Origin of the sequence: Geodermatophilus obscurus DSM 43160 (assembly GCF_000025345.1) — a bacterium.
GTDB lineage: Bacteria > Actinomycetota > Actinomycetes > Mycobacteriales > Geodermatophilaceae > Geodermatophilus > Geodermatophilus obscurus.
On sequence record NC_013757.1, the window covers coordinates 476,323 to 493,164 of the forward strand.

A 16,842-nucleotide genomic window follows, 5' to 3' on the forward strand; every position below is an offset into this window, starting at 1 on the left:
CACGAGGGCCGCGACGTGGCCACGAGGCCCCTCCGGAGGGCTCCCGTGGCCACGTCGGCCGGACAGCGCCTGCGCAGGCGGTCTAGCGGGTGCCGGCCGCCACGCGCTGCGGCGTCCGACGCCGGCTGCGCAGGTAGGCGATCGGGCCGTAGAGGACGCCGAGCAGCTCCAGCAGCGTCAGCACGGTCGGGAACTCCGCCGACTTCCCGCTGTTCTTCGCCGACCCCGGCCGGGCCACGTGCAGCACGCCGCGCGGAATCCGCCGGAGCACCTCGACGGCGACCGCGCGGTCCTCGAGCAGCCACTTGGTGACCGTCGCCGAGAGCCCGACGCCGTACCGGTACATCTGCTTCCGCAGCGCCTCCATGGAGCGGCGGTGGTAGTGCCACATCAGCGCGGCGGGCTCGTAGACGACGGTGTGCCCGGCGGTGATCGCCCGGCGGAGGACGTCGAGGTCCTCACCGCCGTGGGCCACCGTGCCGGCGCCGAGGTCGAGGGGGAACGCGCCCATCTCGCGCAGCGCCTCCCGGCGGAACGCCATGTTGGCGCCGGAACCGAACTGGCCCGAGTCGTACGGGTAGAGCGGGGTGTCCCGGCGGTGGGTGGTCAGGTTGAAGACCTGCCGCTGGAAACCCTTGTGGAAGCCGCCGTACTCCTCGAGGAAGACCTGCGCCTGGGTCTCCTGCTCGGCGGGCAGGATCGCGCCGGTCACGCAGGCCACGCCCTCGGTCGCGTCGAACGCGGCGACCAGCCGCTCCAACCAGCGGTGGTCGACCAGCACGTCGTCGTCGGTGAACACCACGATCTCGCCGCGCGCGGCCTCGAGGCCGGCGTTGCGGGCGAAGGAGAGGCCCTGACGCGGCTCGTGCACCCAGCGCACCCGCTCGTCGTCGCCGAACGCGGCCTCCACCGCCGTGCGCAGGGGCTCGCCGTTCGCGTCGTTGTCGACGACGACGACCTCCAGCGGCTCCCAGGAGCTGGTGAGGATCCGCCGCACGCAGGCGATGGTCGGCTCGACGTTGCGCAGACTGGCGATGGTCACGGTCACCAGCGGCCGGTGGGTGGGCAGCCCGGCCGTCGAGGGGGCGTCGGGGCGCGCGGCGAGCAGGTCCTCGGCCGACGTGGGCGCCGGGACGCCGATCCGTTCCGCGACCGCGAGGACCTCGGCGCGCGAGGACGCCCAGACGGCGTCGGCGGCGGCCGCCGCCACCTCGGCGTCCGGCGCGGTGACCTCGACGACGTCGACCTGCTCGCCGAGCCACCGGACCAGCACCCGGGCGTCCGGGTGCTCCGGGCGCCGATCGGGGTCGGGGTACTCGACCGCGCCGGTCCCCAGGTCGACGGCGAGGACGCGGCGCGGCCGGAAGGCCCGTGGCCCGGCCGGCCCGCCCGCCGGGGACGGCGCCTCCCGCAGGGGCGTGGGGCCGGCCGGTGCCGGCTGCTCGATGACGCGTTCGGGGTTCATCTTCTCCTGCTGACTGGTCTGCGGGACCGGTCGGGTGCCCGCGGCTCAGGGGCCGCAGGGGAGGCGGCCCACGGGGACGGGCGGGTCAGAAGGCCATCGTGGCGAGACGGATGCCGGTCGCCGCCAGGCTCGCGACCACGAGCACGGCGAGCACCAGCAGCCACACGCGGCGGGACCGCCGCGAGCGGCGGCCGCCGGGAACCGCTCCGCCGTCCGTCGCGGCGCGCTCGTCACGCACCTCGATGGCGAGCGCGAGCACCACGGTGAGGCCGATGAGGACCATCCCCAGCCAGCCGGTCAGTGCGTCGACCACGGTCAGCCTCCCTGCGGGACGAGGCGGAGCACCCGGGCGTCCGTCCCGCTGTAGATGGGTTCGTACAGGCCGCTGCGGACGAGGTCCTCGGCGAGGGCCGTGCTGGCGCCCGGGGGGCCACCGGCGGCCAGCTCGCGCTGGGCGTCCTGGGTGCGTCCGACCACGATGAAGTCCGGCTGGCGGTCCAGCGCGCAGTCCAGCGCCGGCATCCCGCAGAACTCCTCGTCCATGACCAGCGGCTCGTAGTCACCGACCCGGTCGGCACCGTAGGCGCCGGCGGTGGCGACGAGGCCGACGGTGTCGCCGGCGTCCAGCTCCTCCCACAGCACCCGCGCGGCGGCGACGTCGTCGGCGGTCACCCGCTCGAACGCGACGTTCACCCCGCGGGCCGCCGTGCCCAGCAGCGCCCAGACCGTGAGCACCACGGCCAGGGCGACGCCCCCGGTGACCGCCTGCCGCGCCGTCAGACGGGCCAGCGCGAGTGCGGCCAGCGGCGCGAGCAGCGGCGCGGCGAACAGGAAGGTGCGGAGCATGACCTCGCCGCCGTAGCTCTGCATGGCCACCAGGGCACCGGAGCCGGCCAGCAGCAGGCCGACGAGCAGCGCCTCGGGACGGCGGCGGATCGCCCACAGCCCGACCAGCGCCAGGACGCCGTAGAGCAGCGACCAGCCGATCCGCAGGTTCTGCATCAGCTGGTAGGTCTCGTCGCCGGCCTCGACGCGGGAGGAGAGGGCGCTGTCCAGGTTGCCGAACAGCTGGCCGACGTCGCCGAGGACCGTGTCGAGGTGGCCCACCCAGTAGCCGCTGGCCGCGTAGGAGAACCAGCCGACGAACAGCAGCGAGGCGACCAGCCACAGCAGGCGGTGCCGCGTCCAGCCGGTGAGCGCGAAGACGAACGCGGTGACGACCAGGCTGATCGGCGTCAGCTGGTGGCCGACGACGAGTGCTGCGGAGAGGTACACCAGCGCGGCGAGGCGGGCCAGCGACTGGCCGGACGTCGTCCCGGCGGGCAGGCCGGGGCGGCGGCGCCAGACCTGCGCGGCCTTGGCGGACAGGGAACCGGTGAGCGGTGCGACGGGCGCCGAGGTCGCCTCCCACACCAGGGTGGCCAGCACAGCGAGGTAGAGCAGGAAGGCCGTCGCCTGCGGGGCGAAGTAGTCCTGCTGCACCCAGTTGGCACCCAGGTACAGGAAGACCGCCAGCCAGCCGAGTCGCCCCGACCGGGTCAGGCCGCGGGCGATCACGAGGACCGCCGGGATGGCGAGGACGTTGTAGGCGAACGGCGCCAGCGCCAGGAACGACGTGGCGTCGGCGACCCCACCCAGGTGCACGAGCTGCGCGGCGACCGCGAAGAACGCCGGCCAGCTGGCCCGGGCGTCCAGGCCGTCGAACGACCGCTCGTTCGCGGCGATGAAGTCGGCGAACCCCACGTGCAGCCATCCGGTGGGCACGCTGGCCTGGCCGTCGGTGACGTTGACGAAGGCGTAGACGACCAGTGCGAGCACGACAGCGGCCGCGCCGAGCACGACCGGGTCGAGCCGCGGGCGCACCAGGTGGACGCCGGCGACCGCGACCACCAGCACGATCGCCACCACGTACGGCCACGCGACCACGCCGATGACGCCGGTGGCACCTGCGTCGTCGAGGTCGGTCCACCGGGTCGCCAGTCCCCACAGGCCGAGGGCGAGCGTCAGGGGGACGGCGGCCGCCACGCGGCTCCACGGGTCGGACCCGCCTCGCGCGGTGCCGGCCGGGCGGGCGACGGCCGGGGACGTCGTGGCGGGCAGCCGCCGGAGCGCCCAGGCGGTGGCCAGCAGGCCGATGGCCGCGGTCACGGTCGCCCAGCCCACCGGGCTCCACCACCCGGCGGCGAGGCCGGCGGTGGCCAGCAGCAGCGCGGTGGCGAGGCTCAGTGCGACCGCCAGTGCGGCCGGCAGCAGCTTCCCGGGCAGCCGCAGCAGCGAGGCGAGCGGCACCCCGGGGACCGTGAGGACGAACAGAACGGCGAGCAGGCCGCGCCCCGGCAGGTCGGCGTCGACCGCGGCGACCACCGGCACGGCCAGGGCGACGACCGCAGCGGCCAGCAGGACCACCCGCTCGTGGGCCGGGACGCCGTCCCCGCTCGTGGGCTGCTGACGCGGTGGCGGGACCGCCTCGGCGATCGCGGGAGCGCTGTCCCCAGCGGCCGTGCCGGTCGCGGACATCAGTGGACTCCTCCAGACGACGTGCGCGCCCCGCGGGGCAGCGCTCTGCACGAGGGATGATCCCCGCTGTTGCTCTGTGTCAGGGCGGCTCGAGGCCCCCGATCACCCGGACGGGGGCCGAAGGCCATCCTCCGGTGGGGCGTCGGGAAGCCGGTCACCGATCCGCACCGGGCACGGCCGGCACCGCGTCGGGCCTCGGTGCCCCGACCGGCTTCCGGTGCCGGAGGCTGCGGATCAACGGGATCAGCAGCACGAGCCCGGCCGTGCCTTCGGCGAGGAGGTAGGCCACGCCGGCGCCGTTGATGCCCATCGTCGGGATGAGCAGCACCGTGAGGGTGACGATGCTCGCCGCGATGAACCCCTGGACGATCACCACCCGCCCGGCCTGACGCCGGACGCGCAGCACCCCCGAGTACACCGTGGTGATGATGCAGAACGGCTCGGCCACCGCCATGATCCGCAGCAGCTCGACGCCCTCCGAGGCGTATTCCCCGCCGAAGACGTGCAGGATCAGCGGGGCGAAGACCAGCAGCCCGAGCGCGCCGCTGCCACCGACCAGCAGACCCAGGCGCAGTGAGCGCCGGGTGAGTGCCTGCGTCTGATCCTCGTCGGTGGACGCCTCGACCACGAAGCTCGTGGCGATGTTCCACGTCAGCATGTTCAGCGCGGAGTTGATCACCCACGGGATGGCGAAGTAGGCGTTCTGCTCGGCCCCGAGCTCGTGGAGGATGATCAGCGGCAGGATCATCGGGATGACGTGGGCCATGACCCCCGTCGCGAACTCCGCTGACGCGTAGCCGACCAGCCCGCGGACCGGCGGCAGCCGGTCGGGCCCGACGCCGTCCATCCGCCTCGGCAACAGCCGCCGGTGGATCAGCACCTGCACGACCGCCACCGCCACCGCGGCGGGCACGACCCACGCGATGACCAGCCCGCCCTCGGGCACGACGAACGCCAGCGCGATGAGCAGGACCAGCTTGCCGATGGAGAACGCCAGGTTCTCGATGGGGATCCACGACGCCGAGCGCAGTCCGAGCAGCACGAAGTCCTGGACGGTGAACACCGTGAGGACTGCGACGGCGAGCGGGAAGAAGGCCGCCTCGGCATCGGAGGCGAACAGGACGTCGCCCTGCCACAGCAGCACGAAGCCCGCGCCCACCAGCAGCCCGATCCCCCCGGTCATCAGCAGCCCGCGGGTGACCAGGTGACGGGTGCGCCGGCCGGCCGCCGGGAGGAACCGCGCGTAGACGTTGCCGAGGTTGAGGTGCGAGAGGTTGCCCAGGAAGGTCGCCGTCGAGATGACCGCGGATGCGCGCCCGACCTCCGCGGTCGGGTAGTAGCGCGCCGCCGCGACCCAGAACACCATCCCGACACCGGCGGTGAGGACCGTGCCGGCCATCAGGTAGAGGGCGTTGCGCTCGAGGTGTCGGCGTCCCGCCGCGCCGGCGCCGCTCACGCCGCCGTCCCCGTTCCCGGCAGGAATGCCGCGGGGTCGGCGAGGACCCGCTCCAGCGCCCGCGTCACCGCCGCTCGGTGCACCCGGCGGCTGTCGAACGAGACGGTGAGCAGCAGCCGGTCGTGCCATTCACTGATGGCTGCGGTCATGCTCACCACCGGGCTCGGCGCGGGGGCCTGGATGACCTGCTGCTCGCCCTCGGGCGCCTGCCACGGCAGCTCCTGCACCTCGGTGAGCGCGCCGAGGTGCGTGAGGACGACCGATCCGCTCCCGCCCTTGGCGGCCCTGGGGAACCGGGTCAGCGCCTGGCCGGCGGTGGCGACCAGCAAGGAGACGAGGGGCAGGCCGAGGGCTGCGTCCCGGCGCATCTGGCGGGCCATGAGCTGCGGGTCGGTGGCGTTGCCGGGGCGGAGCCGCAGCGCGGCGCTGAAGTTGCCCACGACGTGGGTGCCGGGCGGCAGGTACCGCCGACCGTCGAAGAGCACGACCGTGTCGGTGCCCGGTGGGACTGCGCCCTCGGCCCCGAGGGCTGCACGCACCGCGGCCATGGTCGCGATCGCGACCGACGTGTCGGCGGCGTGGGCGTCCCGCCAGCGGCGCACCTCGTCGCGGACGCCGGGCGCGCTCGTGCGGCTCACGACCGACAGCGCGATCTGCCGCTCGGCCGGGGCGCGCTGCGGTGCCGAGGACGGAGGAGCCGAACGCAGCCGGGAGACCGCCTCACGCCAGGTGGCCGCCCGCGGGCGGCGCAGGAACGTCCGCCAGACGGCCTTGGCCAGCAGCCGCGGCCGGTGCGGCCCGCGGGCCAGCCCCACCGGGACCTCGCCCGTGGCCGCGCACCGGACGAGCTCGGCGATGACGTGGCGGTTGGCGTAGACGCCGTCGCCGAGGACGTGGCTGAGCTGCCAGGCGTGGTGGTCGTCGTGGACGTGGAGGCGGAACGGGACCATCGGGTCGGCCTCGCGCAGCAGCCGCTCCACGACGTCCTCGGCGTCCTCCTTGGCCGTGCCCCGCACGTCGACGACCAGTTCCTCGAGCCACGCGTCGATCTCCTCCGGCGGCACCGGTACCCACCGGAGCGGGTCCGGCGCGACGCGGCACAGGATCGGCGCGGTCGGGTCGACGTCGTGGAGACGGCGCAGAGCCGCACGCAGGGCGGCCGGGTCGACAGTGGGGTCCAGCCCGGCCAGCAGCGTGACGCTGGAGAGGTCCACCCACTGGGCGTTGTGGGCCTGGACCCGCAACGACCGACCGGAGGCCGGGGTGGTCCCCGGGGTCGCGTTCACCCGTTCCTCCGCGGGAACGGCACGACGACGCCGAGTGCGGGGCGCCGAGCGGCGCTGCCGCGGGACCGACCGCAGATCATCGACTCTCCGGGGGACGAAGGGGGCAGGAGCTGTGCTGGCCGCCCACGACGATGTGGCGCGACGGTCTCGTCCGAGCCGGGCGACCCAGCAGGGTGCATGCACAGCGCGAACCCGTCGACGGTACGTCGGGACGTCCGACCGGGGCGACGACGAGCCATTTTGCCACTCGGTCGGACGACCGGTCACCTGATGTGATCCCTCTCGCACCCTCCCGCACGAGGGAACGTCGATCCGCGGTGAGTCGTCGAGGGGGCGTGGGACGAAGATGGCGTCACCCACCCGATCCCTGGAGGCGCTCCCCCATGCCCGGACACCTGTCAGCCCCCGGCCCGGGCGGCCGCGCCCCGTCGGGAGGCGCCCGGCGCCGGATGGCGGCTGCCCTCGCGGCGACCGCGCTGCTGGCCGGCTGCGGCAGCGACGCCCGATCCCCCGCGGCCCCGGAGGTCGAGCCCGAGGTGGCCGAGCTGACCGTCAACGGCCAGGAGGCGGTGGCCATCGCGCCGGGGGAGGGCGACCCCCAGGGCCTGGTGGTCTTCCTGCACGGCCTGGACGACGACCACGGCGCTCTCGCCGAGGAGCAGAAGCGGGTCGACATGGTCGAGCACCTGCTGGCCCAGGGGTACGTGGTGGGGGCCAGCGACGGGCACTTCAACGCCTTCGGCAACGAGGCCTCGCAGGACGGCTACGTCGCCCTCGCCGCTGAGCTCGCCGAGCGGTACGGGACCACCGAGACGTACCTGGTGGCCGAGTCGATGGGCGCGGTCGCCGGGCTGCAGATCCTGGCCGACGACCGCATCCCCGACGTGCGGGGCATGGCCCTCATCTCCCCGCTGGTCGACCTCGACGTCGTGCTGGACACCCCGCAGGAGCCGCAGGTGTTCCAGGCTTTCGAGGGGACCTTCCCCACGGGCACGCGGAACCCGGCGCTGCGGCCGAGCAGTGACTGGGCCGGCACCAGCATGCGGTTCTACCTGGCCACCGAGGACGAGGTGGTCGTCAGCGCCCGCAACGCCGAGCCGTTCGTGGAGCGGGTGCAGGACGTCGCCGACGTCAGCGTCGTCGAGTGCGAGGGCGAGCACGTGGCACCGTCCTGCTTCCAGGGCGACGACCTCGTGGAGTGGTTCGAGCAGTTGGACTGACGCGGTCGCCCGGGGCGGTCAGGCGTAGACCGACCCCGGCCGGCGGCGGGCGACGGCACGGGCACGCCGGTAGGCCCGCCAGCCGCGGGTCGCCCAGCTCTCCCGGCCGGCCGGCCGGCACTCGACGTCCTCCAGCCAGCGGGACAGCTCGTCGAGCGTGGTCGTGCGGCGCAGCATGAGCCGCGAGACGGCGAAGACGTCCTCGCCCGCGCAGTGCAGCACGTTGCGGACCCCGCAGGCGTTCTCGTAGCCCGCCTGCCGGGTGGCCCGGCGGACCCGCGGGCCGTTGTAGCCGTGCGGGTAGGCGAACGTGGTCACCGGCCGGTCCAGGACGTCCTCCAGGAGTTCCTTGGGCCGCACCAGTTCATCGCGCAGCTGCGCCGCGCCGAGGGTGTCCATCTGGAGGTGGCTGTGGCTGTGCGCGCCGAGCTCCACGCCCTCGGCCAGCAGGCCGGGCAGCTGGGCGAAGTCGAGCATCCGGTCGCTGGGGCCGGGTCGGCGGTCCCGGCCGCCCTCGAGCCAGCCCGTCGTGACGTACAGCGTCGAGACCAGCGAGCGCTCGCGCAGCGCCGGTAGCGCGGCGGTGGCGAAGTCGGCGAAGCCGTCGTCGAAGGTGATGACGGCGGTCTTCCGGCCGTCGTCCGGGTCGCCGAGCGGGCGGCCGGCGACCTCGGCCGCCACCAGCTCGCCGAAGGTCACACAGCGGTAGCCGGCCTCCAGCAGCAGGTCGAGCTGCTGGGCGAACGCGCTCGGCGGGACGGCAAACGGGGCGATGTGCGTCCCGGGGGTCTCGGTGACGGCGTGGTAGAGCAGGATCGGGACCGCGGGGCGCCTACGTGTGGCGGCCTGGTCTTCCATGGCGCGAGACATAGTTCCCAGCGAACGCTCAGGAAACCGGCGCGGTTCCGGTGCGGCGCTGTTTCACCCGTGCGAGGGCGTAGCTGCCCGCCGTGAGCGCCGTCCCCTCGATGATCGTCCACGCCTGCGCGCCACCGGCGCGGTCGCCACGGGCTAGCCGGCGCAGGCCCCGCAGGACGCCCCGGGGCAGGGTGCGGCTCACGTAGGTGCGCTCGGTCTCGAGGGCGGAGTCCGCGCCCGCGAGCCGGCTCACCAGGGCCTTGGAGCGCCCCTCGGCCTGGCAGCGGCGGCGGAAGTAGGCGCGGGTCACCCGGTCCGGCGAGACGCCGTGCCGGCAGACCGCCGAGGGTTCGAGGACCACGCGGGTCCGTGGGAGGGTCCGCCGGGCACGGATGGCGAACTCCGTCTCCTCGCAACCGGCGGCGTCGGCACCCATCCGGCCCATGTCGGAGTCGAAACCGCCGGCCTTGGTGAACACGTCCCGGCGGAAGGCCATGTTGGCGCCGATCGGGTTGCGGATCTCCGTCCGCGTGGTCGGCAGCCCGGTGTAGCTGCAGCCCACGACCCAGAGGAACTCGTCGGGGAACCACGCCGGTCGCGGCGCCCGCCAGTCCGGCTCCACCCAGCCGCCGACGCCGATCACGTCGTCGTCGGCGGCGAAGGCCGCGAGCAGCTGCGCGGTCCAGCGGGGGTCGGCCGCGGCGTCGTCGTCCAGGAACGCGACGACGTCGCCGATGGCCACCTCGACGCCCGTGTTGCGCGCTCCGGAGAGGCCACGGGAGCCGGTGTTGGCCACCACTGAGACGTCGGGGAAGGCGGCGCGGGCACGCTCGAGCAGCTCCTCGTTGTGGTCGACCACGAGGACGACCTGGTCCGGCCGGTGGTCCTGACGCCGGAGGCTCGCCACGGCGTCCTCGATGTCGCTCCACCGATCGAGGGTGTATGCGCAGATGACGACCGTGAGCGAATGGTGCACGGACCGAGGGTAACGGGGGGCTGCGATGCGCCGATTCCCCCGTCCGGGTTGTCCACGAGGGGGCGCGACAGGGGTGTGATGCGGGGCTCTGACGCGAGAGGGTGGGGCCGTGACACGCGAACCCCGGCTCGTTACTGATAGTGTGCGCATCGCTACTGTTGCGCGCCGCTACGGGCCGTGGCGGACGACCGATGCGGAGGACGCAGCTGTGCACCCACTGGGCTCAGATCCAGTTCCGGCTCCCCTGGTGAGCCGCCCCCCGTCGCTGCGTCTCGTCGAGGCCGCCGTCTCCGCCGTGGCTGCCGACGGTCGCTCCTGCGGCTGCGGGCACGGCAGGCAGGCCCACGAGCACTACCGCCGGGGCACCGACTGCGCCCTGTGCGCCTGCGCCCGGTACCGCCGGCCGCGCTTCGGCCTGTTCAGCCGCTGAACGGTCGGGCTTGCCGACCGCCCGCGGGGCCGGCGGGGCCCGACCCCGGATGCGTCAGGACCGGCGCAGCTGCGCCGCCGTCCGGAGCGCCAGTGACATCTGCACCGCCAGCGCGACGACGTGCCGCCCGGCCAGCAGGTCGTGGTGCGGGCCCGGGACGGAGACGACCTCCAGTCGCGGTGCGGCGGCCCGCCACGCCGACATGAAGTGCCCGGACACCGGGATGCGCCGGCGCGCCCGGAAGTACGTCGCCCGCCCGTCATAGTGCTGCAGCCGGTGCCGGGCGTAGACCGCCCCGGAGCGGTCCAGCGCCTGCTGGTCGGCCGGCCGGGTCTCCGGCCGCAGCCGCTGGCGGACCACGTCGCGCAGCGGCCGGTCCGCCAGCCCGGGGATCAGCGCGCCGATCTCGCCGGTGAGGCGGTGCAGGCGGCGGCGCACGGGGGGGAGGCTGTCCTCCGGCGGCAGCGGGTCGAGCAGGCCCAGGAACTCGACCTCCCGTCCGGCCGCCCTCAGCCGCCGGGCCGTCTCGAACGCGACCAGCCCGCCGAAGGAGAAGCCGGCCAGTCGTAGCGGGCCCTCCGGCCGCGCCGCGACGATGGTCGCGGCGTGCTCGTCGGCCAGGTCGTCGATCGGCTTGCGGCTGCCGTCGGGGTGCACGAGGTCGGCGCGGACGCCGTACACCGGCCCGACCCCGACCAGCAGCTCGGCCAGCGTCCGGTACACCTCGACGCCGCCCCACGCATCGTTGAGCAGGAACAGCGGGGGCGCCGCCGGGTTGCCCGCCGCCAGCAGCAGCACGGCCGTGGCGTCCGCCGCCGCCGCGACCGCCGCGGCCAGGCCGGGGATCGTCGGGTCGGCGAGGAACTGCTCCATGGTGACGTCGGCGTCGAGCTCCAGTTGGAGCCGTCGCAGCAGCGTCATGGACTGGCGGGAGGTGCCGCCGAGGTCGAAGAAGTCCGTGATGCCGGCGTGCGGCACCACGCCGAGGTCGCGCCAGATCGTGGAGACCACCGCCGTGACCGCGGCCGTGTCGCCGGGCGGGACTGCGGGTCGTGGCGCGGCGGGCGGCCGGCCGGATCCCGACCGCGGCTCCGGGACCGGCAGCGCGGTGCGCTCGGTGGCGGTCCGCAGGGCAGCAGTGATGCCCGCCAGCGAGCCGGGGTTGCGCAGCGCGTCGACGTTGACCACCCGGTCGCCGTTGACGGTGTCGCGGGCCGCCTTCTCCGAGACCTTCCCGCTGTGCGTCAGCGGCACCTCGGGGACGGCCAGCACCAGTGCGGGCACGTGCGCGGCGGTCGCCTGGCTGCGCAGCGTCGTCCGGATGCGGCGCTCGAGCTCCCCGTCGAGGACGGCGCCGCCGTGCAGCTGCACCAGCAGCACCAGCCGGGTGGCGCCGGGCGTGGTCGGGTGCCGCTGTTCCACCGCGACCGCCTGGGCGATCTCCGGCAGGCCCTTGAGGATGCGGTAGATCTCGGCCGGCCCGATGCGGATGCCGTCGATGTTGAGGACGCCGTCCGAGCGGCCGTGCACGCGGGCGGTGCCGTCCGGGGCGAGGTCGACGACGTCGCCGTGGGTCCACACCCCCGGGTGCTCGGTGTAGTAGGCACCGTGCAGCCGGGAGCCGTCGGGATCGCGCAGGAAGCGCACCGGGCGGGACGGGAACGGACGGCGGCAGACCAGCTCGCCCGGCGGCCCGACGACCGCGTGACCCCCGGCGTCGAGCGCGGCGACGTCCAGGCCGAGGCTGAGCGCCTGACTGCGGCCCCGCACCACCGGCAGCTCGGGGTGGCCGAGCACGAAGCAGCCGATGATGTCGGTGCCACCGCTGATCGACTGCAGCGGCTGCGGACCGACCGCTGCGGCGAACCAGTCGAACTGCCAGTCGTGCAGCACCGAACCGGTGGACATGACCGCACGCAGCGCGCTCAGGTCGAACACCTCGGCCGGGCGCAGCCCGGTGTCCTGCGACAGCTGCTGGTGGGCCGGGCTCGTGCCGAAGACGGTCACCCGCTCCTCCGCCGCCAGTCGCCAGAGCGTCTCCGGGCCGGGCACCGGACCGTCGTAGAGGACGATGCCGGCGCCCACCGCCAGCGCGGACAGCTGCCAGTTCCACATCATCCAGGCGGTGGTGGTCTGGAAGTACAGCGTGTCGCGGGCGTCCAGGTCGCCGTGCAGCCGGTGTTCCTTGAGGTGCTCCAGCAGCGTCCCGCCGATGCCGTGCACCATCGCCTTCGGCGGCCCCGTCGTGCCCGACGAGAACATCACGAACAGCGGGTCGTTGAACGGCATCCGGGGCCACGGCGTGCGCGGGGTGTCCGGGCCGAGGTCCGACAGCAGGTCGGCCAGCCGCACCACGCGCACCCCGCGCAGCGACGGCAACGGGAGGACGTCGAGGACGACGACGGTGCGCACCGTCGGCAGCCCGGCCACCACCTGGTCGAGCAGGTCGCCGTCGGTGCCGTCCCAGCCGGTGGCGCCGGTGCGGTCGAGTGCCATGAGCGCCGGCTCCACCTGGGTGAACCGGCCCAGCAGTGCGGCCGGCCCCATGTCGGGCATGCCGGAGGAGAGGGTGGCGCCGAGCGCCGCGGTGGCCAGCGCGGCGACGACCGCGTGGCCGTTGTTGGCCGCGACCACCACGACGCGGTCGCCGGCGCCGACTCCCAGGCGCGCGAGCGCGGTCGCCGTCCGGTCGACGTCCTCGCGCAGCTCCGCGCGGGTCCAGCGGTCGCGGCTGCCGTCGCCGTGCACGGAGGTGAGGCAGACGGCGCCGTCGTCGACGCCCGGCAGGGGACGGAGCAGGTTCTCGGCGTAGTTGAGGGAGACGGCGGGGAAGAAGACCGCCGTCTCGACGTCGTCGCCGGTGCAGACCGGGTCCGCCGAGCCCTCCCACGCCGGCCCGGCCCAGTCGAGGAACAGCCGCCAGAAGTCGCGGAACTCCTGCACCGACCACTCGTGGAGCGCCACCGCGTTCCCGAGGTCGCGACCCGCCGCGACCTCTGCGCGGTCACGGAAGTCGGCCACCTGCGGTCGGCGGACGGGGGCGGTGGGTCGAGGGGCACGGCGGCTGGTGGTCACGGAGTTCCCAGGGGGTCGGCCGCGGCGGCGGCGGGACGGGTGAGGCGGAGGGCGACGCTGCCCACCCAGCCCTCGGGGAGGTCGATGGAACGGAGCTCCCAGTCGCCGGTGCGACCGGGTGCCCGCCCCGCGGAGGGGGTGACGACGGTGGCCGGGTGGGAACGCAGGCCGACACCCAGACCCTTGAGCACCGCCTCCTTCTGCGTCCAGCAGCGAGTGAGTACCTCCGGCTGCTGCGCGGCGGGGAGGGCGGCGACGGCGGCGTGCTCGCCGGCGGTCAGCCAGCCCTCGGCGGCGGTGTCCGCGAGCGGCAGGTCGCGCACCCGCTCGATGTCGACACCGACGCGGGCGCCGGAGGCCACGGCGACCACGCCGAGCCCGGCGCTGGCCGAGCAGCTGACGTCGAGCCCGGAGCCTGCCGCGGCACCGGTGAGCTCAGGGCGGCCCGGGGGCAGCGTGAGCGGGACGTCGGCGGGCGCCAGGCCGAGCACCGCGCCGAGCGTCTCGCGCAGCGCAGCGCGCAGGAGCAGCCGGCGGGCGGCGACCTCGGCGGTGCCGCGGTCGGCGTGCGCGCACTCGGCGGGAGTGAGGGAGGACCGGGCGGACCCGGTCGCCCGGCCACCGGGGGTGAGGTCGACCAGGCGGAGCAGGAGGTCCCCGGCGACACCGGTCGGTGCCGTGGGGCCTGCCGTGCTGCTCACGGGACCGAGCCTAGGGAGATCCCGCAGGTCCCGGGGCGGTTTTCCATGCCGGTGTCCCCCGACCGGGGAGGCACGTCCCCTCGAGCGGGGTCAACCGGACCGGTGTCGGCGGTCAGACCGCCCGCCAGGCGGCCACCCAGTCGATGAGGACGTGTCCCTCGGCGTCAGCCGGCGGGGCCTCCACGGACAGCTCGGTCTCGATCTGCAGCACCCAGCGCATGGGGTCGACCGGGATCGCCGCAGGATCCGTCGTGGTCCACGCCCGGTCGTCGAGCACGAAGGTGACCCGGCCCGGCGCCCACTCGATGGTCGCGGTGTGCCAGTCGTCCATCGACGCGCCGGTGCGGATGGAGAAGGCGTTGACCGATGGGTCGCCGGTGATGTCGTGGGAGTTGCCGACGATCTCGTCGCCGAGCCCGCCCTCCGGGAAGTCGATCTCGCCCTCGGACCAGTCGTCGCTCGACGGCCACAGCAACCAGGCGATCTTGTAGCCGGGGACCTGGTCGGCGCGGAACCGGACCGCGTAGCGTCCGTGCACCTGGCCGTCCCACCACTGCCCGTCAGGCGTGGGCGTCAGGGCCATGACCTGCGGAGTGTCGTCCCGGGTGTGGACCCGGACGTCGACCAGGCCGTCCTGCACGGTGGTCGTCGTGGCGCTGTTGTAGACGCCCTGGTGGGACTCGCGCCGACCGAGGTCGCGTGAGGTGTCACGGGCGCCGTCGTACTCGGCCCAGCCGGGGTAGACGTCGGTGAACTCGCCGAGGTCGGCGTCGGCGTCGAAGTCCTCGGCGAGCACGAGCTCCCAGCCCGGCAGGTCGGAGGCGGGGGCGGGCGAGGTGGGCCGAGGCGTGAGGACCTCCTCGTCCTGCAGCACGACGATGCCGGCGACGACGAGCGCGACGACTGCCGCCCCGCCGACCAGCAGCGGGCCGCGCCTGCGCCTTCGGCTGTCTCGGAACACGACTCGCCAGGGTACCGCTGGGGCGCTGTGCCTCGCTCTGCGCACGCAGGTCGCCCCTACGGTCGGGTGACGACCGACCGGGTGGGGGTGCGCAGCTGCCGGGCGACGGCGACCAGCGTCACCCCCACCAGGGCGGCCGCGTAGAGCGGGTAGGGGACCTGCGCGGCCCCGGGCAGCGGCCACAGCAGTGGGACGCCGGGACCGGTGGCGAGGTCGCGGACCAGGTGCAGCGCGACGCCGCAGGCCAGGCCGGCCAGGGCGCAGCGGTACCGGCGGACGGCAGCCGCGGCGGCCAGGAGCAGCAGGACCGTGGCCATCGAGTGCGTGACGGGGCGGCCGCCGTCCCCGGCGACGGCGTCGCCGTAGAGGTACAGCGGTCCGTGGTCGACGTCGATGGCCACGGCGCCGACCAGTGCCCACGACCAGAGGGGCCGCGTCCCGGCGGGGAGCGCGACGAGGACGAGGCCGGCGGTGATGAGGTGGGCCGGCTCGTCGAGCAGCCCCACCACCGGCAGCGGCCACCGCCGCGACTCGGCGACGAGGTCGAGGACGGCGACGACCGCCAGCGCGACGAACGGCAGCGCGGCCCGGCCCCAGGGCCGGCGCGCGCGCCGCTCGGGGCGCTGCCGGTCTGCCGGAGCCGAGCCGCCCGCCGGGGTCACGCGGTGCGGACGGGGGTCTCCGCGGTGGCGACCTGCGGGCGGACCGGGACGACCTCGGCCTGCGGCGCGCGACCCCGGCGGTTGGACCGTTCGACCACGAGCGCACGCAGCACGCGGACGCCGTCGCGCCAGGTGTTGAGGTTGCTCTCCCCGTGGATGCGCTCGAACTCGTAGCTCGGCACCTCGACGATGTGCATCCGGGCCTTGGCCATCCGGGTGTTGATGATCGTCTCGATCTCGAACCCGTCGCCCCACAGCTTGTCCTCGCGGCCGCGGTCGCCGGCGTCGAGCTCCAGGGCCGGCAGGCAGTCCGACCAGAAGGCGTTGTAGCCGTAGCAGAGGTCGGTGTACCGGGTGCCGAAGAACAGGTTGGCGATCCGGTTGAGCCACCGGTTGCCCCACTTGCGGGTGCGGGTGATGTCGGCACTGCCGCCGCCGTTGGCGAACCGGGTGCCCTTGGCGAAGTCCGCGCCGTCGGTGAGCGCCTGGACGAAGCGCGGGATCTCCCGCGGGTCGGCCGACCCGTCGGCGTCCAGCATGACCACGATGTCACCCGTGACTGCGGCGAAACCGCAGGCCATGGCGTTGCCCTTGCCCCGGCGGTTCTGCAGCACGATCCGCACGTCGGGACGCAGCGAGCGGGCGACCTCGATGGTGTCGTCGACGCTGCGGCCGTCGACGACGATCACCTCGTGCACGTCCTCGGGGATGAGGGCGAAGACGTGCGGGAGGTTCTTGGCCTCGTTGAACGTCGGGACGACGACGCTCACGCGCGGCGCGCCGATCCGCGTCACGGTGGGGTGGTGGGGCAGCGAGTGCGGGCGCAGCTCGATGACCTGTCGCGAAGGCATGAGACGGGTGTCCTCTCTAGGACGGGCCCGGTTTCGCCTCTGCTCCCCGCCGGGCTATGGCGACCAGGTGCGCCCGGCGGATCATCACTACCCGTTCGTGGTGGTGCTGACCGTGTTGTCGTGGACCAGGCCGCGACGCCAGTCGCAGCCACCCGGGAGCCCCGCCACGTCCACCCGCGCGATGCGGTGAACGGTGACTCTCCGTGGCTCCAGAGGTCTGATTGCATTACTACCGGGTCGGCTTCCGTGCTCGCAACCGCGAACACCGAGGCCTCTGCCGCATCCGGAGGCGCCAGCGCCGATCACGACGTGAGACGCACCACGGGACACCGGCTTCCTGGGCCCGATGCGCGTGGCGGGTGCATCCCCGGCCTGACCTGCACG

14 protein-coding genes are annotated in these 16,842 nt (G+C 74.5%); 2 read left to right on the plus strand and 12 right to left on the minus strand.

Going from position 1 to position 16,842, the window contains the following annotated elements; all coding sequences use genetic code 11:
- Nucleotides 1-82: 82 nt before the first annotated feature.
- The 5 genes from GOBS_RS25105 to GOBS_RS26725 all read right to left on the minus strand — a co-directional run bounded on the left by GOBS_RS25105 (nt 83) and on the right by GOBS_RS26725 (nt 6,724).
- A complete protein-coding gene (locus tag GOBS_RS25105; RefSeq protein WP_012946657.1) occupies nt 83-1,465 on the minus strand; it encodes a glycosyltransferase family 2 protein in 1,383 nt (460 codons plus the stop codon).
- Nucleotides 1,466-1,550: 85 nt separating this feature from the next.
- Nucleotides 1,551-1,778 carry a hypothetical protein gene (locus GOBS_RS02165; RefSeq protein ID WP_012946658.1) on the minus strand — a complete coding sequence of 76 codons (228 nt, stop codon included), beginning with the start codon at nt 1,776-1,778 and terminating at the stop codon, nt 1,551-1,553.
- A 2-nt stretch (nt 1,779-1,780) separates the two neighbouring features.
- Entirely contained in the window at nt 1,781-3,982 is a 2,202-nt protein-coding gene (locus tag GOBS_RS02170) for a hypothetical protein (protein ID WP_012946659.1), read from the minus strand.
- A gap of 154 nt (nt 3,983-4,136) precedes the next feature.
- Complete coding sequence (locus GOBS_RS02175; RefSeq protein ID WP_012946660.1) at nt 4,137-5,438, minus strand: lipopolysaccharide biosynthesis protein; 1,302 nt, start codon at nt 5,436-5,438, stop codon at nt 4,137-4,139.
- On the minus strand, nt 5,435-6,724 hold the full coding sequence (locus GOBS_RS26725) for a hypothetical protein (RefSeq protein ID WP_012946661.1): 1,290 nt from the start codon (nt 6,722-6,724) through the stop codon (nt 5,435-5,437). The genes GOBS_RS02175 and GOBS_RS26725 overlap by 4 nt, the downstream gene beginning before the upstream one ends.
- Before the next feature lie 449 nt (nt 6,725-7,173).
- On the opposite strand from GOBS_RS26725, the gene GOBS_RS02185 reads away from it, so the two are divergent.
- Nucleotides 7,174-7,944, plus strand: coding sequence for an alpha/beta hydrolase (locus tag GOBS_RS02185; protein ID WP_041241296.1), 771 nt, complete (start codon nt 7,174-7,176; stop codon nt 7,942-7,944).
- An 18-nt stretch (nt 7,945-7,962) separates the two neighbouring features.
- Here GOBS_RS02185 and GOBS_RS02190 read toward each other — a convergent pair whose 3' ends face one another.
- Together GOBS_RS02190 and GOBS_RS02195 are read right to left on the minus strand one after the other, a co-directional pair.
- On the minus strand, nt 7,963-8,802 hold the full coding sequence (locus tag GOBS_RS02190) for a polysaccharide deacetylase family protein (RefSeq protein ID WP_049788123.1): 840 nt from the start codon (nt 8,800-8,802) through the stop codon (nt 7,963-7,965).
- Nucleotides 8,803-8,830: 28 nt separating this feature from the next.
- A complete protein-coding gene (locus tag GOBS_RS02195; protein WP_012946664.1) occupies nt 8,831-9,778 on the minus strand; it encodes a glycosyltransferase family 2 protein in 948 nt (315 codons plus the stop codon).
- 247 nt (nt 9,779-10,025) lie between these two features.
- Between GOBS_RS02195 and GOBS_RS02200 the strand changes: the two genes are divergently transcribed.
- Entirely contained in the window at nt 10,026-10,208 is a 183-nt protein-coding gene (locus GOBS_RS02200; RefSeq protein WP_041241297.1) for a hypothetical protein, read from the plus strand.
- A 54-nt stretch (nt 10,209-10,262) separates the two neighbouring features.
- On the opposite strand, the gene GOBS_RS02205 is transcribed toward GOBS_RS02200, so the two are convergent.
- The 5 genes from GOBS_RS02205 to GOBS_RS02225 form a co-directional block, all read right to left on the minus strand.
- The gene (locus GOBS_RS02205; protein WP_166487262.1) at nt 10,263-13,283 is read right to left on the minus strand and encodes an acetoacetate--CoA ligase; all 3,021 of its coding nucleotides are present in this window, start codon (nt 13,281-13,283) and stop codon (nt 10,263-10,265) included.
- Entirely contained in the window at nt 13,280-13,984 is a 705-nt protein-coding gene (locus tag GOBS_RS02210) for a 4'-phosphopantetheinyl transferase family protein (protein WP_012946667.1), read from the minus strand. The genes GOBS_RS02205 and GOBS_RS02210 overlap by 4 nt, the downstream gene beginning before the upstream one ends.
- A gap of 112 nt (nt 13,985-14,096) precedes the next feature.
- On the minus strand, nt 14,097-14,945 hold the full coding sequence (locus GOBS_RS02215) for a glycoside hydrolase family 16 protein (RefSeq protein ID WP_012946668.1): 849 nt from the start codon (nt 14,943-14,945) through the stop codon (nt 14,097-14,099).
- A gap of 56 nt (nt 14,946-15,001) precedes the next feature.
- Nucleotides 15,002-15,607: a metal-dependent hydrolase gene (locus GOBS_RS02220; protein ID WP_012946669.1), complete on the minus strand. Its 606-nt coding sequence runs from the start codon at nt 15,605-15,607 to the stop codon at nt 15,002-15,004.
- Nucleotides 15,604-16,458 (minus strand): glycosyltransferase family 2 protein, encoded by an 855-nt coding sequence (locus tag GOBS_RS02225; protein WP_012946670.1) that lies wholly within the window; start codon nt 16,456-16,458, stop codon nt 15,604-15,606. Before GOBS_RS02225 ends, GOBS_RS02220 begins: the two co-directional genes overlap by 4 nt.
- Nucleotides 16,459-16,842: the final 384 nt, after the last annotated feature.